The sequence below is a fragment of the Aquimarina sp. MAR_2010_214 genome (assembly GCF_002846555.1).
Lineage (GTDB): Bacteria > Bacteroidota > Bacteroidia > Flavobacteriales > Flavobacteriaceae > Aquimarina.
On sequence record NZ_PJMS01000001.1, the window covers coordinates 2681703 to 2706065 of the forward strand.

Annotated in this window: 21 protein-coding genes; 16 read left to right on the forward strand and 5 right to left on the reverse strand. The window is 31.4% G+C overall.

The window, feature by feature from the left end; genetic code table 11:
* Positions 1 to 78 precede the first annotated feature (78 nt).
* The 16 genes from ATE84_RS11360 to ATE84_RS11435 all read left to right on the forward strand — a co-directional run bounded on the left by ATE84_RS11360 (position 79) and on the right by ATE84_RS11435 (position 13798).
* The gene (locus tag ATE84_RS11360; protein WP_101448065.1) at positions 79 to 1074 is read left to right on the forward strand and encodes a hypothetical protein; all 996 of its coding nucleotides are present in this window, start codon (positions 79 to 81) and stop codon (positions 1072 to 1074) included.
* Positions 1075 to 1269: 195 nt separating this feature from the next.
* Entirely contained in the window at positions 1270 to 1836 is a 567-nt protein-coding gene (locus ATE84_RS11365) for a hypothetical protein (protein WP_101448066.1), read from the forward strand.
* Between the two features lie 178 nt (positions 1837 to 2014).
* A complete protein-coding gene (locus ATE84_RS11370) occupies positions 2015 to 2449 on the forward strand; it encodes a hypothetical protein (protein WP_101448067.1) in 435 nt (144 codons plus the stop codon).
* A gap of 200 nt (positions 2450 to 2649) precedes the next feature.
* Positions 2650 to 3591 carry a hypothetical protein gene (locus ATE84_RS11375; RefSeq protein ID WP_101448068.1) on the forward strand — a complete coding sequence of 314 codons (942 nt, stop codon included), beginning with the start codon at positions 2650 to 2652 and terminating at the stop codon, positions 3589 to 3591.
* A 219-nt stretch (positions 3592 to 3810) separates the two neighbouring features.
* Positions 3811 to 4581 carry a MerR family transcriptional regulator gene (locus ATE84_RS11380; RefSeq protein WP_101448069.1) on the forward strand — a complete coding sequence of 257 codons (771 nt, stop codon included), beginning with the start codon at positions 3811 to 3813 and terminating at the stop codon, positions 4579 to 4581.
* A gap of 106 nt (positions 4582 to 4687) precedes the next feature.
* On the forward strand, positions 4688 to 5221 hold the full coding sequence (locus ATE84_RS11385) for a dihydrofolate reductase family protein (protein WP_101448070.1): 534 nt from the start codon (positions 4688 to 4690) through the stop codon (positions 5219 to 5221).
* Positions 5222 to 5500: 279 nt separating this feature from the next.
* Positions 5501 to 6490 (forward strand): alpha/beta hydrolase-fold protein, encoded by a 990-nt coding sequence (locus tag ATE84_RS11390; RefSeq protein ID WP_101448071.1) that lies wholly within the window; start codon positions 5501 to 5503, stop codon positions 6488 to 6490.
* A gap of 456 nt (positions 6491 to 6946) precedes the next feature.
* Positions 6947 to 7504, forward strand: coding sequence for an alpha/beta hydrolase (locus ATE84_RS11395; protein WP_101448072.1), 558 nt, complete (start codon positions 6947 to 6949; stop codon positions 7502 to 7504).
* Between the two features lie 14 nt (positions 7505 to 7518).
* Positions 7519 to 8052 carry a Crp/Fnr family transcriptional regulator gene (locus tag ATE84_RS11400; RefSeq protein WP_101448073.1) on the forward strand — a complete coding sequence of 178 codons (534 nt, stop codon included), beginning with the start codon at positions 7519 to 7521 and terminating at the stop codon, positions 8050 to 8052.
* A gap of 57 nt (positions 8053 to 8109) precedes the next feature.
* A complete protein-coding gene (locus ATE84_RS11405) occupies positions 8110 to 8523 on the forward strand; it encodes a hypothetical protein (RefSeq protein ID WP_101448074.1) in 414 nt (137 codons plus the stop codon).
* Positions 8524 to 8663: 140 nt separating this feature from the next.
* Complete coding sequence (locus tag ATE84_RS11410) at positions 8664 to 9122, forward strand: hypothetical protein (protein ID WP_101448075.1); 459 nt, start codon at positions 8664 to 8666, stop codon at positions 9120 to 9122.
* 214 nt (positions 9123 to 9336) lie between these two features.
* Entirely contained in the window at positions 9337 to 9873 is a 537-nt protein-coding gene (locus ATE84_RS11415; RefSeq protein WP_101448076.1) for a Crp/Fnr family transcriptional regulator, read from the forward strand.
* A gap of 53 nt (positions 9874 to 9926) precedes the next feature.
* Positions 9927 to 10475 (forward strand): DinB family protein, encoded by a 549-nt coding sequence (locus ATE84_RS11420; RefSeq protein ID WP_101448077.1) that lies wholly within the window; start codon positions 9927 to 9929, stop codon positions 10473 to 10475.
* Positions 10476 to 10620: 145 nt separating this feature from the next.
* Positions 10621 to 10944: a helix-turn-helix domain-containing protein gene (locus ATE84_RS11425; RefSeq protein WP_101448078.1), complete on the forward strand. Its 324-nt coding sequence runs from the start codon at positions 10621 to 10623 to the stop codon at positions 10942 to 10944.
* 88 nt (positions 10945 to 11032) lie between these two features.
* Positions 11033 to 12073, forward strand: a complete 1041-nt coding sequence (locus ATE84_RS11430; RefSeq protein WP_101448079.1) for a DUF4405 domain-containing protein — start codon at positions 11033 to 11035, stop codon at positions 12071 to 12073.
* Positions 12074 to 12301: 228 nt separating this feature from the next.
* Entirely contained in the window at positions 12302 to 13798 is a 1497-nt protein-coding gene (locus ATE84_RS11435) for a serine hydrolase (protein ID WP_101448080.1), read from the forward strand.
* A gap of 410 nt (positions 13799 to 14208) precedes the next feature.
* On the opposite strand, the gene ATE84_RS11440 is transcribed toward ATE84_RS11435, so the two are convergent.
* From ATE84_RS11440 to ATE84_RS11460, 5 genes are all read right to left on the reverse strand, one after another.
* The gene (locus ATE84_RS11440; RefSeq protein WP_101448081.1) at positions 14209 to 16512 is read right to left on the reverse strand and encodes a family 20 glycosylhydrolase; all 2304 of its coding nucleotides are present in this window, start codon (positions 16510 to 16512) and stop codon (positions 14209 to 14211) included.
* On the reverse strand, positions 16512 to 17384 hold the full coding sequence (locus ATE84_RS11445; RefSeq protein WP_101448082.1) for an N-acetylglucosamine kinase: 873 nt from the start codon (positions 17382 to 17384) through the stop codon (positions 16512 to 16514). Before ATE84_RS11445 ends, ATE84_RS11440 begins: the two co-directional genes overlap by 1 nt.
* 155 nt (positions 17385 to 17539) lie before the next feature.
* Positions 17540 to 19456 carry a glucosamine-6-phosphate deaminase gene (gene nagB, locus ATE84_RS11450; protein ID WP_101448083.1) on the reverse strand — a complete coding sequence of 639 codons (1917 nt, stop codon included), beginning with the start codon at positions 19454 to 19456 and terminating at the stop codon, positions 17540 to 17542.
* 125 nt (positions 19457 to 19581) lie between these two features.
* Positions 19582 to 21189: a RagB/SusD family nutrient uptake outer membrane protein gene (locus ATE84_RS11455; RefSeq protein WP_101448084.1), complete on the reverse strand. Its 1608-nt coding sequence runs from the start codon at positions 21187 to 21189 to the stop codon at positions 19582 to 19584.
* 19 nt (positions 21190 to 21208) lie between these two features.
* Positions 21209 to 24196, reverse strand: a complete 2988-nt coding sequence (locus ATE84_RS11460) for a carboxypeptidase-like regulatory domain-containing protein (protein WP_101448085.1) — start codon at positions 24194 to 24196, stop codon at positions 21209 to 21211.
* Positions 24197 to 24363 lie beyond the last annotated feature (167 nt).

The following is a 24363-nucleotide window of genomic DNA, read 5'->3' on the forward strand; positions in this document are numbered from 1 at the left end:
GATTGGTTCAGGCTTGCTTGCCTTGCTCCGATTCATATATTTGGCGTTAGCCGTAATTTACAAGCACAGAGAAGATAAATGACCGAATTATATAAAATCGATGAATTAAAAGAGCTTGAAGACTTCCTAAGAAGTCAAAAAGACACAGACAAACTTAGAGAAACACTTATTTCGGAATTTTTGAAATACTCAGATTACAAAAATGTAACTGATTGGAATAAAGCAGTGAAAATTTGCGAAAGTCTTGCAATTATAGGTTGGGGAAATTATGAACCTTTGGAAGCCCTAAGAGGAAAGTTCTTTAATGGAAACCCAATGACATTCTTTCTGAACAAATTAGGTGAATGCAGATTTGTTGATGCAATTTGGTCAAAACGAAAAACAGGATTTACAATGGAGCAAGGCAGGACTTCCTACCACGTTAGTCCTAACCAAATAGATGAAAAAGAGACTATATTATCTGAATATGAAACTAAAGAAGATATTCAAGATTTAAAAATCGAAAGTCAACGAAATTGGGCACCTAAAAACCCTATTTGGATAGAACGAGGAATTAGTAATTGTTATGATAACTCAAAATCCGTTATAGAAAGTATTCAAAATGAACTACAGCCTACCTTGAATACAAAAATGCGACCAGAAAAATATGGAAATTCAATAAATAGAATAATTATAAACAATTCTCATAGTTTTTTCGATAATGCTCATTGTAAGACCAATTATATTATTTCAAAAAGCGAAAAAAAAATATCAAATCAAAAAGCTTGGGAAGAATTACACAAAATGTATCCAAAAGAAGAAATTGAACAAAACGGATATTACTTAAGAAACAGATTTGAATATGGACCTTTTAGAAAAGATACAGGTAAAGTAAAAGCAAATATTCATTTTGAAAAAGAATTTAGTGAACTGAATCATAAAGAACAAAAGGAAAAATTTAGTGAATACACCTTGGTTGTACTGAATACTATAGTTGATAAATTAAAAAAGAAAAAGTTGAACTATAATTTTGACTTGATGCTCGAGGACTTCTCTTCAATCTTAAATGAATGGAAGCAGAAAAACTACGGCTAACACGGTGCTATAAAACATAGCTAATAAGTGCTTAACCGAAAGGTTTGTGTATATTTAGAAAGTCTGCCAAATTTTTAATTTGAATTTAAAATAAAAAAATTAAATCAAAATATAAAAATTTAGCTCCGTGCTAAATCGAAAATGTAGTATCTTTTTTCACGCTACGTTTCATACACTGAGCCGTTAGCCTATATTATGAAAAAAAAACATATCGCAATATTAATAATTGTCTTGAACCAATCATTGTCTTTTGCTTGTAGCTGCGATTGGGGAGGGAATTTTATAAAAGCCTCAATATATAGTGACGTGATTGTAAAAGCAAAAGTAATTCAATTCAACTTTCATCTACCAAATGGGAAAGTTTATACAAATCAAGAGGAACTCAATAAGTATCTTAAAACGAATCCAGATTTCAAACCAGTCAATATTGGAGCAGCAATGCTAGTCGAACTCATCGAAACGATAAAAGGAATTGAGCAAAGAAAAACTTTCGAAATTTATGGAATGAGTGGATTGGATTGTAGACAAAGCCTTCACATTTTTGAGATAGGAAAAGTATATATCTTATCAATTGATAGAAGTAAAAAAACTAAATATACTCCGCCAAATGAAGACGAAGAAGATTATATGATTGGAGGTTGTTCTGAACATTCTCTTGAATTTATTGAGGAGAAAAATAAAGTAAGAGGTTACATTAAGAGACATTATTCAAGGCGATTGATAAATTACAATTATAAAAAGCTTCTGAAAAAAATAACATAGGCTAACACCAAGTATGTGATCATAGCAATTAAGTGATAACCTAAAGATTCTTGTATATTTGCTATGGCGCAAAGATTTTATGATGAGAAAATTATAAAATCTGCGCAGATAAATCGATGGCAAGGTAACATTTTGCTCTGCTACGACACATACTTATAACGTTGTATGGAATTAAAAAATGGAGGACTGGAAATTAGAAAGAATTTATATTTGGTTAAGAGTTGCAAGCATAATTGAGCCGGAAAGAAATGTGAAGTTTTTTGTTGATAAAGAAGATAAATTACTTTTCAATCTTATTCAAAAAAATGATGAATGGTCAATGGTTTTGAATTATGAAATTGAAGTTAACTATTCTGAAGAGGATATTCTGATTCTGAAAGAAAAAATGGAACACGTAAAAAAGGGTAAAAGTAGGATTATTGAAATTCCGAAATTAGCGCAGTCTCATATTGATGAAATTGAAAAAACTAAGCTGGATTATAAATCAGGGAATAAGAATGGAATGGATATATGGGAGCACGAAAAAATAGTTTATGGAAATCCAACTGACTTTGTTACTAATTGGTTAAGTGGAATTGGAATTATAGTTGAGGATACTAAACTGATTGGATAATTAAAATAAAGGCATACAACACGATATATGATGTCATAGCTGATTAGTGATTAATCGATTAGTCCTTGTATATTTATAAAGGCGCAGTGATTTTAAAGCTGAAAAAAAGGAATAAAATCTACGTAGAAGTGTCCAAGGTTAGGTAACAATTTTCCCAATTACGACACATATATTAAACGTTACCTGTAATTACCAAAACTATGAAATTCGAAGAAGCATATTCTAGTGAGTTAAACGATTATCTAACACCTTATGAAGCTCGAGATTTATACTTCAATGAAGAATCTGATTTTCATTCAGAAAAACTATCTTTTAACTGTCCTAGTGAAAAATGTCGAATTCCATTAACTCCAGTTGCTATTTATAGACCTGACAAGACAAAAACCAAAATACATTTTAGAACTAAAGTAAAAGAAATACACCTTTCTGAATGTGAATATTATTATGACTTAACAGAATATAATGAAATATCTGAGAAAAATAATAAAGTTTTAAATCAACAAAAAAACACATTATTACCTACAGAGTTACAATTAGAAAAACCGATAAGAAAGAAATCGGAATATATAAAGGCAGAAAATTCAGAAAAAACATTTGTAGAAAAAAAAGTAAATCTAAACCTAATTAATGCTACTAATTCGAGAAGAAAGACAAATAGTAAAACACCATATTTAGAACATATTATAGATTGTTATGAGGGTTTCCCTGAAAAAGAACTCAAAAATCACTCTTTAACAATTGGAACAAAAACAAAAAAGTTTTTTTATTGCTTTAAGAAAATTGAATATTTCCAAGATGAAACAGGTTTAATATATTGGGGAGAAATCAAAAATTTAAAGAAATATGGAGAAAACTATAGAATTGATTTTATAAAAAAAGCTTGGGTTAATAAAAAACCTATTGCAATATGCATTTATATAAAATCAGAAACTATTAATGCATATAATAAAAAAGAACAATTTCTATCAGTATTAGATTATTTGACAACATTTAAAGATAATATAAGATGTTATTTTGTTGCATCATACCCTGAACTTAAAACTATTAAAAGAGACAACAAAGCCCCATTTAATACATTTGATGTGAAAATTGAAAACTTAGAACATTTAGTATTCCGTTTTGATAAAGAAATTGAAGAATAAACAACAATCTACAAGGTTAGAAACTAATTTGATGTAAACACCTAATCTTTAACTTGTGTAAACCATCTATCTTAACGAACATACACAAAAGCAAACTAAAATTCAATTATAATTCTTAACCTTTTCAAAAAAAAATCTATTAAAAAGTAAGAAAGTCGCAAAAAAATTTGACTCTAACGTTACGTCATACCATAAGTTTGTATTATAAATAATTATTCAATGCAGAAATATACAGCAAAAGGGTTATCTGATATAGCAGGTGTAAGCGTACGAACCTTGCATTATTATGATAAGATCGGATTACTAAAACCTGCAATACGTACAGAGGCCAGGTACAGATTGTATGGAGAAAATGAGTTATTGAAGCTTCAACAAATTTTATTTTTCAAAGAACTCGATTTTCCTTTAAAAGAAATTCTAGACATTTTAATCGACCCTGAATTTGATTTAATAAAAGCACTTGAGAGTCATGCACAGGCCCTTGTTTTGAAGCAGAAAAGAATTTCTGAAATGCTGAATACCATTGAAAAAACAATGTTAAACTTAAAAGGAAAAAAGATGATTACAGATGATGAATTATATGATGGTTTTACAAAGGAAGAAACGAATAAAAATCGCAAAGAAACCATCGAAAAGTACGGTGTGGAAGCATTAGAAAAAAGTGAAGCGTATCTTAAGAAACTTACGAAAGAGCAACTTGAGGCTTTAAAAAATGAACAAAAAGAAATCTTCAAAGCATTATTTGAAATTTCTAACCAGGAACCTGAAAGTAAAACGGTGCAACTAGAAGTAGCTAGACACTATAAAAACACCAGAAAATTTTGGGGAACTGACGGTTCTTCAAATTCTCAATGGAGAGACTATAAAGGGCTTGGTGAGCTTTATATAACGGATGAACGATTCACAAAAATTGATGGAAAAGTGCAGCCGGATTTTGCTATATTTCTTTCAAAAGCAATGACTTATTTTGCAAATTCACAGCTGAAATAATTAAACATGGTGGAAGAATACTCAATTGTAAAGTATCTTCCGCCTTTTTTTGACAAATTATAGAATACACATTTGTTCATTACTATCACAATAAAGATACTATATTATGAAAAAAATTATTTACTATGTTGCAAGCTCATTAGATGGTTTTATTGCAGGAAAAAATGATGATATCAGTAAATTTATTCTTCAAGGAAGAGGAGTTGAAAAATATCAATCTGACCTTACCAAATTCGACACCGTAATTATGGGACGTAAAACTTATGAATTCGGTTATCAATATGGGCTTAAACCAGGACAGCCTGCTTACCCTAATATGGAACATCATATCTTCTCTAATTCATTAAAGATAGACAATCTCTCAAAAGTTGTTAAAATCGAAAAAATAGATACCGATAGAGTAAACGAAATTCGACAAAATGCAAAGACTGATATTTATCTGTGTGGTGGCGGACAATTTGCAGGTTGGTTATTGGAAAATGGCTTAATTGATCAGTTAAAACTTAAGTTGAATCCTGTAGTATTAGGAAGTGGAACAAAATTGTTCGGAACTTCATCGACTAATGAAAGTTGGGTGCTTACTGACAAAGAATCCTTTTCTGATGGCCTCCAAATATTAACTTATGACAAGAAAAGATAAAAGTACTAGTCACAACAATGGATATAGTTACTTGGAGTTTTAATGCTAAGCCCAAAGTTTTGAGCTATTAAACCAAATCCGTCAAATCCTTTAGATTACCCGACAGAGAAATGTGAAATACAAACATTTTGTTCGCTTTTATACGTTTTAAAAATTATAAATTAGTGTAGAAAAAGTTGATGACCTGGTAACAATATGATCTGCCATGACATATATTAAACAATAGCCACAAGTTAATGAACAAACTAATTCAAATGAAAAATAGTAAATCAAAATGATATGGAAGTACTAAAAATTACTTTGTTCTTTATTTTTATTATAAAACCTATTTCTATTATAGCTCAAGAAAAAAACGAACATTTTTTGATAAAGACTGAATATTTAGTTTCCTTACCTAACAAATACAAAAATGATGTAAATCAAAAATTCCCAGTACTTATTTTTTTACACGGATCAAGGGAAAATTCAAATTTATCAAAAGTGAAAAATGATTTTTTGCCTTTGAGATTCGCTAAAAATAGAAACTTACCTCTAATTCTTGTTTCCCCTGTAAATTCTTATAATAAATGGAGTGTTGACCTCCTTAATAAGTTGTTAGATGATGTTATTGATAAATATAATGTAGATGAAAATAGAATCTACCTTAGTGGTCATAGCCTAGGAGCTTGGGGTGCTTGGGATTGGGCCCAGGAAAATCCTGAAAGATTTGCCGCAGTTGCACCTATTTCAGGTTGTTCCCGTGGAGATATAAAAGCCCCATGGAAATTAAGGCATCTTCCTATTTGGGTATTTCACGGAGAAAACGATGAAAATACAAATGTAAATTGTAACATTAATACAGTTAAACGGATAAACAAATACGATGGAAAAACAAAAATTACGATATACCCTGATGTTGGTCATGATATTTGGGAATTACCATTTGCAAAAAACAATCTAATAGAGTGGTTATTATATCAAAGTAAAACTAAAAATATTCCAAAACGTAGTCAGTTAGATCCAAATATTTATGAAAAATATACTGGCCGATATACATTTGTTGATAATATAAAAGACACGATACAAGTTATTTATATGAATAATAAATTACATTTAAAACTTCAAGACAAAAATCCAATTTCTTTATCTTCAGAATCAAAGACTAAATTTTATGTAGACCCAGAACCTTGGGCGGGCATTGAATTTGTTATTGAAGATAATCTAGTGATTGGATTAAAACTACTTGAACACAAACTCAAGACCTATTCTAAATTAAATAGACACCATTAGTATAATCCAAATAAAGTCGTGAGTTTTAATGTGAAAATATTTCTTAAACAGCCACACAGCATGTATATTCATCATTACCCACAATAAGATTAAACAATGAAATTTTTAAACTACGAATAGTTGCTAAAACTATAGTTATTTCTCTCACTACACTTTGTTTTCCTAAGGCATGATCTGGGAAAAGACAGTATTGCAATTTTTGTATCCGGAGGAGGTAGGTGTCAGATAGGAAATGAAAAATATATTGAACATTTAGACTTTTGCAATTATAGAGAATGGGAAAACAATACATTTGAGTTTGAATATGAAATTATAGGTGATACACTAACCACAATAGGAATTGAAAAAGTAGAGTCCCTCAATATAGATCGTTTTAATATAGAACAGTATATTCGTTTGAAATAGAATAAGATTTTTGTAGAATGTTTTTCAACTTAAAATAGGTAGAGTAAAATAATGAATAAAACTCAAATTTATCTAATACATGGATATACCGCCTCCAAAACCTCAAATTGGTTTCCATCATTTAAAAAAGAATTACAAAGCGCAAATGTAGAAGTCACTATTCTTGATATGCCTAATTCGAAAGCCCCTCAATTTTATGAATGGGCTAATTATATGGAAAAATCAATACCGAAGTATGATGAAAACACTATTTTTATTGGACATAGTTTAGGTTGTGTAACGTTATTAAATTATTTGAATACTAATCGATTAGGCGCTGTTAAAGGTCTTTTTTTGGTTTCGGGATTTGTAGAAGAAACACCTATTCCCGAATTATCTCAATTTGTGCAACCAAAATTGGATTATGATTATATTAATAATCTAACACAAAATCGCATAGCCCTATCTGCAATAGATGACGACATTGTTCCTTATGATTATTCAAAAAGAATGGCTAAAAAGTTGAAAGCAACATTTATTTTATTAGATGAAGGCAAACATTTTATCGATAGAGATAACTTTATCGAATTTCCGCTTTTAGTTACTGAAGTCAAAAAGTTAATTGATTAAGAAATATAATTAAAATGTCTCAAAAGAAAACAATTAGCGATTCTTTGCATCAAACTATATCATTAGAAAAAGGCAGTTTTTTTCTTCAATATGGGAAACCTTGTATAAAAATTGGTATGTTGATGAATGGAGTCATGAGAGGGTTTGTTTATGATAATGACGGTAACGAAATTACCACTCATTTTTATCAAGAGAGAGATATGATTATTGGTAGTTTTATACCAAAAACCAATGTAGTGATGTCTGTTGAAGCTCTAGAAAAATGTGAAATCTCTGTAGCAGATTATTCAGAAGTCATGTCTTGGGTCAATAAAGACAAAAATATCACCGAAATAATAACAAACGAGTTTCAGAAACTTAATAAACAGTTACAATCAAGATTAGTGTCTCTGTTGAATTTGAACTCTGTAGAAAAGTATGAACTCTTTTTAAAAGAATATCCCAGTTTAATCAATCGAATTCCACATTATTACATAGCAAACTACTTAGGCATTACACCAACGCAATTAAGTAGAGCACGAAAACAATTTATCGACAAATGTAAATGAGAAAAAAAATACGTATTCGTTCTTTTGTATCAAGAAATGATATAAAAAAGATACAATATGGAAAAGCATTTTGAACTAACAGACGAAGTATTTGAGAATCAATTTACACAGTGTACACTTAATCCAGAAATTTTTAGTCATGAAGCCCATTTACGACTGGCTTGGATTCATATTAGTAATCATGGAATTGAAAAAGCTGAAAAAAAGATCCAAACTCAGCTACAGAGTTTTGTCGAATTTGTAGGAGCAAAAGACAAATACAACAAAACACTAACTATTGTCGCGACCAAAGCAGTGAATCACTTCATGAATCAATCAAAATCTGATAGTTTTAAAGATTTTATAGTTGAGTTTCCGCAGTTAAAAACCAACTTCAAACAACTCATCGGTAGCCATTATAGTTTTGATATTTTTAATTCGGAAAAAGCAAAAACAGAATTTTTAGAGCCTGATGTACTTGCTTTTGATTAAAAAGCAGTAAGATGAAATTAGGATCTATGTCGAACTGAAAAAATAACATCTTTTCAATGCAGATTAATTTACTTGATTAAGTAACATTTTACCTAGTTAAGACATATACCCATAAATAGTTGACATAAGCACTTAATAATATGCAGAAATCATCTTCATCTCTTTATAGAATTCGAAAAACAAGTTGGGGTATTTGGGTACAAATTTCGGCCAGTGTTGAAAACAGTAATCAAGGAGATAAAATATCCAACAATCTGTTTTTTGAGTATAAAGCTAATACCACACATTTAACAGATGTCGAAATTGAACTTTTAAAAGAAGGTCTTACCTGGGTAAGTTCAATAATAGAAATGAAAATTAATACTCCAACCAAAATAACTCTCAATAAAATAGAACTAAATCATTGCGACTATCAAGTTGAAGGAATGTTTTACGGAATTGCATTTTGGGCATCTGAACATTTTGGGTTTGATTTACCCGAATATCAATTTAATTATGATAGAAAAAAGAATAAGTATATGTTTCCTGATTTAGATGATAAATTAAAAAAACTATTCACCACATTATATATGAGATCAGAGCAATTCAGTTTCAAATAGAGGAGAGGTATTTTGTAGCAATGCTAAATTTTTATGAGTTTAATCAGAAAGAAATAAAGGATAAAGTGATCGGTTTATGACCACTAAGAACATTTCTCATTCAGAATATATCACACAAGGTATATATCTTTTTGCTACTTTAGTGTAAGATCAAAGAATCTCTATACTAAAGAGTCATCTTGTATTATATAAACTAACACCGACAAGCAAAAATATGAACCCAATCTCAGCCCTATTAGAAGGAATAAACAATCAAAATTTATGGGATAAAGAGTTGAAACTGGATAGGAATGAATATTTAAAAGTAAAAGGAAGTATTGATACTAACGGATATCTGGTTGTCGATGGTAGTTTAAGAATTTTTGTGATAGACGAATTTGAAGAACACACTATTCGGTTTGGTTACAAAAATAATTTTATCGCAGCTCTCGATTCATTTATAAACGAAAAACCATCTGATTTTTATATTCAAGCCCTGAAAAAAACGACTCTAAAGGTGATTAACAAAACTACCCTTATGAATTTTATATGGTCTTCTCCAGAAAATACCAAAATGTGGTATCAGATTTTTGAGAGCTTTGTTTTACAACAAATGGAAAGAGAAAGGGATATTTTAACCACCTCTCCCGTAGAAAGATATAACAGAGTTTTGAAACGTAGTCCTCAGTTATTTCAGGAAATACCAAACAAGTATATCGCATCCTACTTACGAATGACACCTGAAACACTTTCGAGAATCAAAAAATCTTAATTTCAATCAATGTTTTAAAACTTTAAATCATTGAGTTTTGTATAAAAAAACAAATGAAGATAGTATCAAAAGATTTACTACAGGATTTGGTAGAGAGAACACGAAAAAATATAAATGAAGCAGAAAAATATAATCAGTTATCAGTAGAAAAACTCAATTGGAAAAATACATCAGAGAGTTGGAGTATTTTAGAGTGCCTGGAGCACCTAAATTTGTATGGAGACTTTTATCTTCCTGAGATTGAAAATAGAATGCTAACATCGAAAAGAAAAAATGCAGCTATTTTTAGATCAGGTCTTTTGGGGAATTACTTTGCAAAAATTCTGCTTCCCAAAGAAAAATTGAATAAAATGAAAACATTCGAAGATAAAAACCCGATTAACAGTGATCTGGATAAAAAATGTATTGACAGGTTTATAGCGCAACAACACAAGACGTTAGAATTATTAGATATAGCAAGAAATAAAGATCTAAGTAAGATTAAAACATCGATCAGTATTTCGAAATGGATAAAATTAAAATTAGGAGATACGTTTAGAGTACTTATTTATCACAATCAAAGGCATATCGTACAATGTAATAAAATAGTGAACAGATCATGATTATAGCGAATAGGGGGGCAGTACTTAATTTTGAAAGATTACCTGTTTTTAACCTCCTATCATCTTAACTTGATAAAAGAGCTATTTTTTATACTTTCGTTAACAATATATGTGTGTTTATTGTAATTTTAAAGAAACATAATAGATGGGGACTTACACTAGAAAAACACCTTTAAAAATTGATTGCCCAATGGAGAGAACACTACATGTTATTTCTGGGAAATGGAAACTAGCGCTATTATGTGAACTTAATAGAGGGAATTGTAGGCTTAAAGATTTAGAAAAATACAACCCCGAAGCTTCTAAAAGAGCTTTAACCAAACAACTAGGAGAATTGGTAGAGGATGGGATCATTCAAAAAAAGGACTATGAAGTGTATCCCAAAAAAGTAGAATACTCTTTAACAGAAAAAGGAAAAGAGCTTATTTCTGTATTAGAAGTCCTTGATGAATTTGGCAAACGATTATAAAATTTTCTTAAAAAAATAGGGGCGAATTTACCCCTTATTGTAACCGAACCAAGCCCATAGTACATTTGTTCTAAATATAAATACGATTATGAACAGAAGACTACTTGGCAATATTTTGATTGCACTACTTTTAATACTTTCAGGCTCGGGTGTACTTATGTATTTTACACCTTTTGAAAAAAATGTGGCCTCTCTTCATACCTTTTTTGCTTTAGTATTTATCTTGGCAATGGTGTTTCATATAATCAATAATAAACTACCATTATCAAATTATATAAAAGGGAAAAGACAACCAAAACTAAAGAAACTTCAAAGTCCACTGGTTTTATTAATTGTTTTGATCGTTTCAACAGGTTTGTATTTTGATACACCTATACTTAACATAATTTACAATTGGGGAAATCAAATTAGAAACGAGCAAATTGGAAAAACTGAAGAAACGTTTGATTATCAAATTATTGAATTAGATAAAACAATTGGAAATCATGAAATAAGTATAGAATTAAAAAAAGGAGAAGGATTTCAATACCCTTTATTTGCGGTTTGGGCAGAAGATGCAAAGGGTAATTATATAGAGACTTTATACATTTCAAGAGTGATTTCTTCTAGTACATTCGATTATGGTAAAAAAGTTGGAGAAAACTGGGAATCATCGATTGTAAGACGACCCGAAGCGCTTCCATATTGGTCTCATAAAAGAGGAATCAAAGCTTCTGATGGACTTTATATACCTCTAAATGGAGCACCTGATCTGGATGCTGTTTCTGGAGCAACACCTACCAGTAATTTTGTCATGAAATCAAAAACCAATTTTGATACCAATAGCAATTATAGAATTTTGGTAGAAGTAAACCAATCTTATGATTGGAATGAATATTATACCAAAGATAAGTTTCCAGAGGATAAGATTTACTCAGGGTCGGGACAAGTAGGACAACCCTCACTGGTTTATTCTTCAGAAATTAAACCGACGGATTTTAATGACACAACATATAAGATTATGAAACTCATAGGACATGGTCATCATTCTGGCAAAAATGGAAAACTATATACAAATGTATCTACCATTACCACTGCCAAAACTATTGCAGATAGAATAATATTAACATTAACTAGTCGTGCATATTGATATTTTGATTTAACAGCAATTAACGATACACTTTTTTTATTATTTCGTTATTTTTCAGAATTAGTTTTATTCCACAAAATTCAGCTTTTTGGTTTTTTCCATTTAAAATAATCCAAAGAGCAGTAGTAGTAATACAACAATTGTTATTGATGTTTAGTACAGTTGTGCGTTATCGAATAATTAAAGATTTAATTGTAATTTAGGCCTACACAAATAATCAATCAAAAAATGAGATCAATCAAAAAAATAGTATTAATATGTTTTCTTACGGCAAACTTTTTTTCTTGTAAAACAGAAAAGAAACCTGAGATCGAAACTAACACTTACAAAGAGTTTTTAAATGAACTTCACAAAAAAGGCATAACAACAGGAAACATATTAGTATACAAAAATGGAGAAGTTGTTTTTAAAAATACTTCTGGACTAAGAAGCATCAACCCTAAAGATTCCTTAACCTTAGATTCACAATTTCGTTTAGCATCAGTTAGTAAGCAGTTTACTGGTATGGCTATTATGAAATTAAAAGAATCAGGGAAATTAGATTATGATCAAAAAGTAAATACGATTCTTCCCAATTTTCCATATAAAAATATAACTGTTAAGCATTTATTGCACCATACCTCAGGATTAACTGATTACGAAAGGCTAATTGATTACAATTGGAAACCAGCAGATTCTACTAAAAAATACATTTTGGGAAACGATGAAATCATTAAAGAAATATATAGAGTTAACCCAGAATTAGATTTTAAAACAGGAGAAAAATGGGAGTATAGCAACACGGGATATTTGTTTTTAGCTTCAATAGTAGAAAAAATATCGGGACAGCATTTTAGTATATTTTTAAAAGAGCAAATTTTAGAACCGCTAAAAATGAATAACACTCTGTTGTATAAATACCAAGAGGAAGCTGATCCAAACATGCCAAATCGTGTTTTTGGTTACCAGACTGCATTAAATCAAAAAGATTTAAAACTTAATGATTATAATATTGTTAATGATGTAAGAGGTGATGGTGGCATTTACTCAACATTAGAAGATTTAATGAAATGGAATATGGCGCTTTCTAATCATACGATTATTTCAAAAGCATATCTAGATGAAGCATTTACACCAGGAAAATTAAATAATGGAGAAGAAACTAACTATGGTTTTGGTTGGTTTATAGAATCTAAAACCGAACCAAGAGTTGTTTTTCATTCTGGTGGTTGGGTTGGTTTTGGCACTTATTTGTATAATGAAGTCGACACCGAAAGCGGTTTCATTTTACTAACTAATAATTCAAATAATAATCTTCGAGATATTGTTACTGGTTTTGTTAACATCAATAAAAGTGAACCATACAAGGTTCCAAGGTTAAAAGCTGAAACTGTTTTAGCTAAAAAAATATTGAATGAAGACATTGATAGAGGTATTGCTTATTATCATGAAATAAAAAAGGATACAATAACTTATGAAGTTAAAGAAAGTAATATTAATCGATTAGGATATATGTTATTACAAAATGGCAATCTAGAAGAGTCGCTAAAAGTATTTAAGTTAAACATAGAAGAATATCCAAATTCGGCAAATGTATATGATAGTTATGGTGACGGACTATTAGAAAAAGGTGATTCTATAAATGCTTTAAAGAATTTTAAAAAGTGTTATGAGATGGACAATACTCTGGATTATGCTAAAGATAAAGCTAAGAAATTAGAAATGTTGATTCATGAAAATAAGTAGTTTTTCATGAATTATTAAGTGTGTTATCACTTAATTAAAGCGAAGCATGAGCGATAAGAAACCAGAAGTTTTGCTCTGCTATCTATTAAAGCTATAAAATGATAATCGATAGGAGAGGAGTTATATCTTGATGAATCATAAAAATGCGTTTCTAAACTATTTGATTGATAGGGATTTTCAAATAAAAAACCGAGAAAATATGATTGAGGGATTAAAAAATAAAAATAGACTAGTTGCAGAATTTGATGAAATGAATAGATTAAAAAAATTAAATGGAAAGATGTAGATAATAGCTATAAAAAATCTTCCTTCACTGATCCATTGTGTCGGAGGACTTTAACAATCAAAAACTATTTTTAGTTACATATTAAATTAATAGTTTGTAAATATTTTTTAGAGTATTGCTAGAATTAATGAAAAATCATGTTTTCATTTACTTTCTTATAATCAACTTCAGATGCTTTTCTATATTTAAGTTCTACAGTATTCCAATCTGTTGCCCACCCTTTTGCTACATTATTTAGATATACTATTTTTAGTTTATGTTTTCCTTTTTGTAGCGCGATTGAACTTTCTTTTGGGTGTTTTTTTAGTGGTGTATTATAATCTATAAGGAGTTGATCTGCAATCCATATTTGATCCTGCGTACTAGAAAAATAGTATACCCCATCCTCAGGAATGTCAACATAACCCTCAAGAAAAACAGCTTTAAAATTATCTTCTTTTACTTCGTGACCCCAATGGTATGTAGTATTTGCATCTTCAATTCTTTTAATCGTAGAAGTATGCGCTTTTGTAGTATCCTTAATGTCACTGACACTTTTGAAATTGCCTTTTGTTACTTTCATAATAAGACCTTTGGATAGTTTTTCTGTGTCAGAAGGAGCAATAGATTTTTCTTTTGTTATTACTAATGTTCTGATACCACTCATTTTTCCACTTTTTAATATTGATGCAATTCGTAGTTCGGTATTTTCTTTAAAATTTAGTGGTTCGGTATATGTGGTACTAGCTGCATTTGGATCTGTTCCATCTGTAGTGTACACCATTTTAACGGGATGTGTGGTAGAGAAGGGGATGCTTACACTATCAATAAATACAATTTTATTTGAAGTAGGCCCTTCAGGAAGAGGAATATGATAATTGATATTATAGTGTTCTAATATTTCATAGACACTATTCAATCTATTTAAGAAATCATCGATTTTTTTATTTTCTTTTTGTGACCACGTAGTTTCTGCCAATGCTATGATACGTGGATATAACAAGTATTCAATTGTTTGGTCTTCATAAGCATATTCGGTCCATACATTTCCTTGTGCACCTAAAATATGCTTCTTTTTATCTTCTTCAATTTCTTTTGGTATTGGATCATAGTGATATACTTTTTCTAGAGGAATATATCCTCCAAATGCTAGAGGTTCTGCTTTGAAATCACCTTGATAAAAGTTAAAATAACAATATTTTGCAGGAGTCATGATAACATCATGCCCCTTATTAGCAGCTTTGATACCCCCTTCTTCTCCTTGCCATGACATAATATTTGTTGTAGGAGTAATACCTCCTTCTAGAATTTCATCCCATCCAATCATTTTTTTGTTATATTTTGATAAGATTTTTTCTACACGAGCCATAAAATAACTTTGAATTTCTTTCTCATCTTTTAGACCTTCACGTTTTTTTAACTCTAGGCATTCTAAAGAATTTTTCCATTGATCTTTAGGTACTTCATCCCCTCCCATGTGGTAATATTCATAAGGAAATAGGGTTGATAGTTCTTGAATTACATCTTCTATAAAAGTGTAAGTTTCTTCTTTTCCTGCACAGAGTATACTGGATTCTACACCCCATAAGTTTCTTACTTCATATTTTTCTTTACTACAAGAAAGCTCTGGATATCCAGCCAGAATAGCAATAGCATGTCCTGGTGTATCAAACTCAGGAATTACATCAATAAACCTTTCTTTGGCGTATTGTACCACCTCTTTTATCTCTTCCTGAGTATAAAACCCTTGATGAAAACTGCCATCGGCATTTTTTCTTTTGGATCCTATCTCTGTAAGTTTAGGGTATTTTTTTATTTCTATTCGCCATCCCTGATCATCAGTTAAGTGCCAATGAAATTTATTGATCTTGAAAAGAGATAATACATCAAGTTGTTTTTTGATAAAATCAATTGAGAAAAAATGCCTTGAAACATCTAAGTGCATCCCTCTCCAACCGAAACGAGGTTTATCTTCTATATCTAAAGCCTGAATTTTAACAGGAAGATGCATTTGATTTTTTGAATTAGCATCATATAGTGGAAGGAGTTGCATAAAAGTCTGCATTCCATAAAACAATCCTTGATCAGTTTTAGCTTTTATTTTTACTTCATCTTTTGATATGGATAGACGGTATTCTTCTTTGCCAAAGTCTAGCGTACTTTCTTTAATTAATTGAATGCTGTTTTTAATGTTATTTCCATTATCTATCGAAAAAGAGTGACCTGTAAAAGGCTTCATTTTTTCAATAAAAAAACTAGCAATAACCTCAGACGATTCATCATTGCATAGAAAAGTAGTTTTTTTATTGATTTCAAAATATCCTTGTTTTGTATCCACTTTGAAAGGTATAGGGGTAATATTCAAAGATTGATTAACAGGGGATGATGAATCAGGATTTTTACAGGCTATGAATATTAAAAAAAGGAATGGTATGATTCGTAAACTCATTATTGACTTGTTTTTTGTGAAATTCTTTGCGTGATCAGTCGATTAACCAAGTGGTCTATTGGTTTTTTCACAAAACCCTTAACCCGATAACCACGGTCATCTAATATTTTTTTTATAATATCTTGCGAATAGTAGGCTACCGAACCTACAAAATGTATGGGGTATTTAGATAATTCTTCTTTGTACTGTAAAAGGTAAGTACTTATAAATTTTGAAATACCACGGTGCAAAATTTCCTCTAGATAAGCATTTCCTCGATTTCTAAAAATGAACTTAGCATATGAAGCTAAATATTTATTGGGATGATCAGCACAATATAATTCATCAAGGATTTGATTTAGTTCAGTGGGATAGTCATTCTTAAATATTATAGCTATATCTGATGGCATTTTACCTAGGAAATAATCTTTAATCAATTTTTTTCCAAGATAATTACCACTGCCTTCATCTGCCAATAAATACCCTAAAGCAGGAGATTTTTGAATAACTTTTTCTCCATCAAAATAACAGCAATTTGCTCCTGTTCCCAAAATACATACTACACTTGGTTTTTCTGTTGTGGCTTTTACGGCTCCGATGATATCTTCTTCTATAACAACAGATGTTAAGTTTTTAAATATAGATTGTAGTACGAGAGCTATTTTTTTCTTGGCATCTGTCTCGCCACACCCAGCTCCATAAAAGTAAATCTTATGTATAAGATCTCTTTTTTGTAGAATAGAATCTGCTTTTTGAATAATATTTAAGATAGAATTGTCAGAAAGCAGCAGAGGGTTTATACCATCGGTTTTAGTTTTGTGAATGAGTTCTCCATTGTTTTTAACAAGAACCCAATCACATTTGGTAGAACCGCTATCTGCAAATAATATCATTAGTCATTAGTTTATTTGTCATTTATGTATTGTCTTATTGCCGTGTATAGCATATTTAGAAAGAAGAGATTCTTATTTAAAAGCAACTTTCCCTCATATATTGAGGGAAGGTTGTTTTTTTGCGAAAATTTATCTAACAAACAATGCAATTAATTTTAAAATAGATATCTCTTAAAAGCTTCTATAGCCTCATAATCTGCCAGGCCAAGCTTATCATATAATATCGCTGTATTTCTATTTCTTTCACGAGCTCTTAACCAAAATTCTCTCGAATCCTCTCCTTGAAACATTACTCTGTCTTTTTGAGATTGATGATATAAGATGGCGTTAGTTTTTTTATTTACTTCAAGAGGACTTAATGGTACTGCCATTTCAATTTCAGAAACGTCCCATTCCTGCCAAGCACCTCTATAAAGCCATACCCAACATTCGTCCATATAAGTTTGACTCTTTAAATTAGAGAGAGCACTAAAAACTGCATCCAAACAAACTTTATGGGTTCCGTGAGGATCGGCCAAATCTCCAGCAGCATATATCTGATGAGGCTTTATTTTTTCAATAATATCTTCAGTGATTTTTATATCCTTTTCTCCTAGAGGATTTTTTTTGATTCTTCCAGTTTCATAAAAGGGGAGATCCAAAAAATGAACTTTTTCGTCGTCTAATCCAAAATATCTGGTAGCACCCAAAGATTCCATTCTTCTAATTAGTCCTTTAATTGATCGAACTTCAGAAATGTCGATATCTCCTTGGTTTTTTGATTTAAGAAACTCAATAACTTTTTTGTAAGTATCTACAGCACCATCAGACTTAAAACTATCTGCTACTTCGGCAAACTTTAAAGCTTCATCATCGGTTACAGCAATGTTTCCAGATGTTTGATACACGACATGTACATCATGTCCTTGATCAATGAGCCTTAAAAAAGTCCCTCCCATAGATATTACGTCATCATCGGGGTGTGGACTAAAAATTAAAACTCTCTTTTTTGCTGGTTGTGCTCTTTCAGGTCTGTTAGTATCGTCTGCATTTGGTTTTCCTCCTGGCCATCCTGTGATGGTATGTTGTAGTTTATTAAAAATCTTAATGTTTAAATCATAAGATGAGCCTTCAACAGCCAAAAGGCCAGACATTCCATTATCATTATAATCTTTGTCTGTAAGCTTTAAAATAGGTTTGTTTACTTCTTGGCTTAACCATGTAACTGCTTTAAATTTTAATTGTTCTTTCCATATACATTGGTCTACCAACCAAGGGGTTTTAATACGTGTAAGCTCAGAAGCAGCTTCAGAATCAAGGATTATGGTGGTATTTTTATGTTCTTGTAGAAAAGATGCCGGGATATTAGATGTTATTTCTCCCTCTATAGTTTGTCTAACTACCGTAGCCTTTTTATGACCCCATGCGAGTAATAATACTCTTCTGGACTTCATAATAGTGCTTATCCCCATAGTTACAGCTTTTTTGGGAACATTTTCTAAACCATTAAAATCGGAAGAAGCATCAGTTCTGGTTACATGATCTAGTGTGATGATTCGTGTACCCGAGTTAGGATGTGATCCTGGCTCATTAAAGCCTATATGCCCTGTTCTACCAATTCCTAAAAGTTGAAAGTCTAGTCCTCCGTATTTTTTGATTTTCATTTCATAATCAATACAATATTGATCCATTTCTGTAACAGGAACGGTACCATCAGGAATGTTTATATTTTCTGGGTTGATATCTACATGATCAAATAAGTGTTGATGCATGAAGTGATAATAACTTTGCTGATGTGCAGTATCCATTGGATAATATTCATCCAGATTAAAAGTAACTACATTTGAAAAGCTTAACTCTCCAGAACGATGTAGGTTTACCAATTCTTCATATACTTTTATAGGAGAAGAGCCTGTAGCCAGGCCAAGTACGCAAGGTTTACCTTCTTCTTGTTTTTGTTTAATTAATGTTGCAATTTCATGAGCAACAAGTTTTGAAGCTGTCGACGAATCGGGAAATATTTCATTGTGAATCTTCTCAAACTTCGTTTTTTCAAACTGTCCTACCTGTTTATATTCAATTTCCTGGATCATTTCCACAAGAGTTTGATTTGTTTTAATTGTTTTATTATTTTAAGGCTTTTATGAAAAGAGATGGAGTTGAGAGATATTACTCTATCCATCTCTTTCATAAGTATTATTTGGCTAACTCAAATTTTTTAAAAATTTCCACCTGCAATATCCCACCATAGTCGGGTTCCTCCATTATCAGCACCACCTAATAGTGTTCTTGCCTGTTCTACTCCTTGTGGGTTAGTGTTTCTTTCACTAGCAGGGAATGGCAATCTTCTTACTTGTATATTACTATCTACTGTTCCTCCACTATTATTTACTGCCACAGGGAATATTTTTGGATACCCCGTTCTTCTAAATTCACTCCATGCTTCTTGCCCATCAGGGAACATGGCGATCCATTTTTGAGTAATAATTCGCTCCAGTTTTTCTTCATTTGTTGCTCCAGAATTCCATGCAATAGTGATATTACTTACTGCGGTAATGCCATTAGATCCAACAGGATCAACATAGTCACTAGGTGTAGAGGTGTTATCGGCAATATAGCTTGATGCTCCACCAGCTCCATGCTGCTCAAAAGAAGTGGTAATTCCCATTTCGTAATTAGATTGTGCATCACCAGCTCCAGTCCATCCTCTTAAGGCTGCTTCTGCTTTTAAGAAATACGCTTCAGCAGCAGTCATTAATTGAATATCTGTAGTTGGAGTTTTATCATTGATATAAGAATTTCCTAATCTCGAAAACCCAATGTAATCTGCCTTTTGTTCCAATTCTGTAGCATATGCAGGTAATAAAGGTAATCCACTTCTTAACCCTTTTAAAGATCCTGGTGTTACAGCTGACTCCTCAAATAAAACTGGACCTCTGGCATCGTTATACCCAACTAATATTGATTCCATAGAAGCATTCATACGAACATCATCCCAACTAGAATTGAATCTTGTTAACGGATGTTCTAACCCTCCTTGAATTAAGAAATTATCGTTATTACCTGATAATAATCCTGATGCTTGAGACAATGCTTTTTCACCTTCTGTTTTTGCTTTAGAAGGATCTGTTTTAGAAATTCTTAATGCCAGACGTAATCGTAAGGTATTGGCGAATTTTACCCATTGCTCTAAATTTCCACCATAAACAAGATCAAATGCATTGAATTGCTCATTTGTGAGATCTGTAGATAAAGTAGCTACTGCTTGGTCTAATTCTGCAAAAAATTGATTGTATACTTCTTGTTGAGAATCATATTCTGCAAATGTAGACGATTGTCCATATTTTGAATATACAATTGGGCCATACACATCGGTTACTCTATGCATTGCTTCTACTTTTAGGATCAAAGCAACAGAATTTAGTAGAGGGAAATCTTTTTCTCCTCTTTCTTTAATCAGGGAAACATTATTCATCACCCCTGCAGAAGAATATGGAATATCCCAGGCCCATTGATCCCAAAAATTAATAAAAGCATAATTCGTAGTATTTTGACCTCCTGCAAATGGTCTTGGAGGAGCCATATATCCACAGAATGTATCTGCATTTAGATTATGTTGTAATTGAGTGTGCCATGCCGGAGCATACCTATATATATTTAGAAAGATAGGTCTAAATGGCCCACCGATAAAAAGAAAGTCAGACTGACTTTGCTCTTCGGTTAATCCATTAGGATCTGTATTTAGTGCTTCAAAATCATCTGTGCATGAGAGTACGAATAGCGAGATAAAAGCAGTAATGATTGTTGTTTTAATTATATTTTTCATGATATTCTATTCCTTTTGATTAAAATGATAACCCTATGTTTAATCCTATACTTCTGGTAGATGGTGCACCAAAAACATCAACACCTTGTAATCCGTTACCAGTACTTAATGTAACATTCGGATCATAAGGAGCATCCTTAGAAATAAAGAAAAGGTTCCTACCGATTAAAGAGGCTCTAACTGCATTAAAGAAACTACTTTCTTTTAGGTTAAATGTATACCCTAAAGAAACTTCGGCTAATCTAATATTAGTAGCATCATACACATATTCGCTGGTAAACCCATTTCTACCTCCAATTTGAGCGTAGTATTCTGATGCAGGAATTTGTACTGAAGAATTTGTTCCTTGATCAAAAATAGTAACGTTTCCAGTTCGATTAGTATTACCTAGCTGATCTACTACAGCTTCTGTCATACTCATTACTTCACCTCCAAATTTCCCATCAATTAAGAAACCAAGTGTTATATTCTTATAGCTAAATGAGTTACTCCAACCTAATGTGAAATCTGGATTAGCATTTCCTAAGAAATCAAGACCATTAGGTAAAGTTTCTCTTGTACTTCCATCATTAACAGCGTCAGCTTGAACAAAATTACCATCAGCAGCTCTTACTGGTAAACCTTCTGCTGTTTTTAACAATTTTCTACCATAAATGTCACCAAAACTTCCACCTTCTATGATGTATAATCCATAAGCATTAACCCCTGGATTTGTTAATTCAATAAATGGACTACTTAATCTAGAATCTAATTCTAGTACTTCATTTTTATTACTAGCAAAATTTACAGTTGTGTTCCAAGTAAAATTTTCTGTTTCTACAGGTGTTGCAGATAAAGATAATTCGAAACCACTGTTCTCAAAATCACCAGCATTTACAGAAGAAAAATCGCTAATTACACCTGGTATGATCATAAACTGATCGATAGTGTTTGTTTTGTAATACCCAAAGTCAAAACCTAAACGGTTGTTTAAAAACTTCCATTCTGTACCGACTTCAAATGATCTTTGTTTTTCCGGTTTTAGTTCAGATAATGGTAAAGTGTTTGGTGGAATGATTCCTCCTTCTCCTGTTGCTATGGTAAAGATTGGGTTATTGACAAAACTTTGAATATCTTTTCCAACTTCTGCATAAGAAGCTCTCACTTTTGCAAAAGAAATAACTTCAGGTAATTCAAACATTTCAGATACAACTCCTGTTAGACCTATTGATGGATAGAAAAAAGAATCTGAAACTGTAGAGGACCAATCATTACGAGCCGTAACATCTAGATATACCATTTGTTTAAAACCTAATGTAGAACTTGCAAATATAGATTGCACCTCTTTTAATTCTGCTTGTGTTTGGATTAACCTTATACCTGGATTGGCATTAAAATTAGAAAGTGTAAAAATATTCGGTACTTGTAGACCTCCGGTAACTCCTGAGTCTAAAAGTATTGATTTCCCGGTATCAAATTTGTTTAAACTTGCTCCGATATTGGCAGTAATATTCCAGTCATCAGATAGTGATGTGTTAATAGTAGCTATGAAATCACCATATAGTTGAAGATCTTCAACTTCATTATATAAATATCTTCCGGTTGTAGCTGCTAACGTACCATTAGTCGTGGCAAACATTTTTCTTTCAAACTTGTAGAAGTTTTTATCATAACTTCCTCTGGTTTTTAGTGTTAACCAATTATTTACTTTGTAACTTAAAGATAAAGATAATACTGCTTTTTGATTTTCCTCATCACTGGCATTTCTGTTTAATATCCAATATGGGTTTTGTTCAACATCAGAAGTAGTTCCAAACCAACGTTGCGCCATTAGATTTCTTTCTACATTAAACTCTTCAAAAACTTCATAATTACTTAAAGTTTCGGTGTCAGATCGAAAAGCATAAGCGCCTCTTAATGGGTTGAAATACAGCGCAGAAACAGGTTTGTTGTGAATGTCTTGTGTCGATAAAATAACATTTGCATCAACTGTTAGTCTGTCATCAAACAATTTGGCAGTTTCTCTAAGATTTAATGTGTGTTTTTTTACTTGATGTGTAGGTATCACTCCTTTAGCTTGCGTATTGGCATATGAGAAATACGTTTGTGCTTTCTCACCACCACCAGAAACAGATGCCGAATTGATAACGGTAGTTCCAGTTTGAAAGAATGAATCAACATTACGTTCTGTGGCTGGATCAAAATCAATTTGATATGCTACTTCATCTACTGTTAAATTAGAAGATACATCTACTTTAAATGTACCAGCTTTTCCTTTTTTAGTAGTAATCAATATAACACCATTAGATCCCTGACTACCATATAATGCAGAGGCAGAAGCTCCTTTTAGTATACTAATACTTTCAATATCATCAGGATTGATCAAGGATAGTGCATCCCCTCCATCTCTGTTTCCTGCATTATTAATATCCCCAAATGTTGAATTAGGTTGGATAGCAGTTGTGTTTAATAATGGAATACCATCTATTACATATAGTGGTTGATTATTTCTGGTAGATGTATTACCTCGTAAAGTTACTTTTACTGATCCTCCTACACCAGATGAACTTCTATTTACAACAAGTCCTGATACCTTACCAGAAAGACTATTGATAGGGTTAGCATCTTTGATTTTTGTTAACTCATCTGCTTTAATGTCTTGCGCAGCATATGTAAGTGATTTTCTGGTTTTCTTAATCCCCAGTGCAGTTACTACTACATCTTCTAATTGTTCTGCATCTTCCTCTAACTGAACATTTATTACTGTGTCACTACCAACAGTAACTTCTTTGTCTGTCATTCCTAAATAGGAAAATTGAATTACATCTCCTACTGCTGCAGTAATTGAGTAATTTCCATCAAAATCTGTCTGTACTCCATTTGTAGTTCCTTTTACAATAATATTTACTCCAGGCAGTGGTACACCGTCTGAAGCTCCTTTTACTGTACCCGTTATTTGGGCCCCCTGCCCAAAACTCATAATAGAAATAAATAATAGAGTGGTAAGGGTTAAAATTTTTTGTTTCATATTAATGTGTGTTTTTTGAATGATCTCAAAGTAGTATTTTAATTTTTTAACAAAATTTTTTTTAGACAAACGACGTTGTTTTCGTAACAATCGACATACATTGATAGATAACGGTTTTTTTGAAATTAGATATTCTTATTTTTTTTGTTTTTCTCTCCAAATTGCCT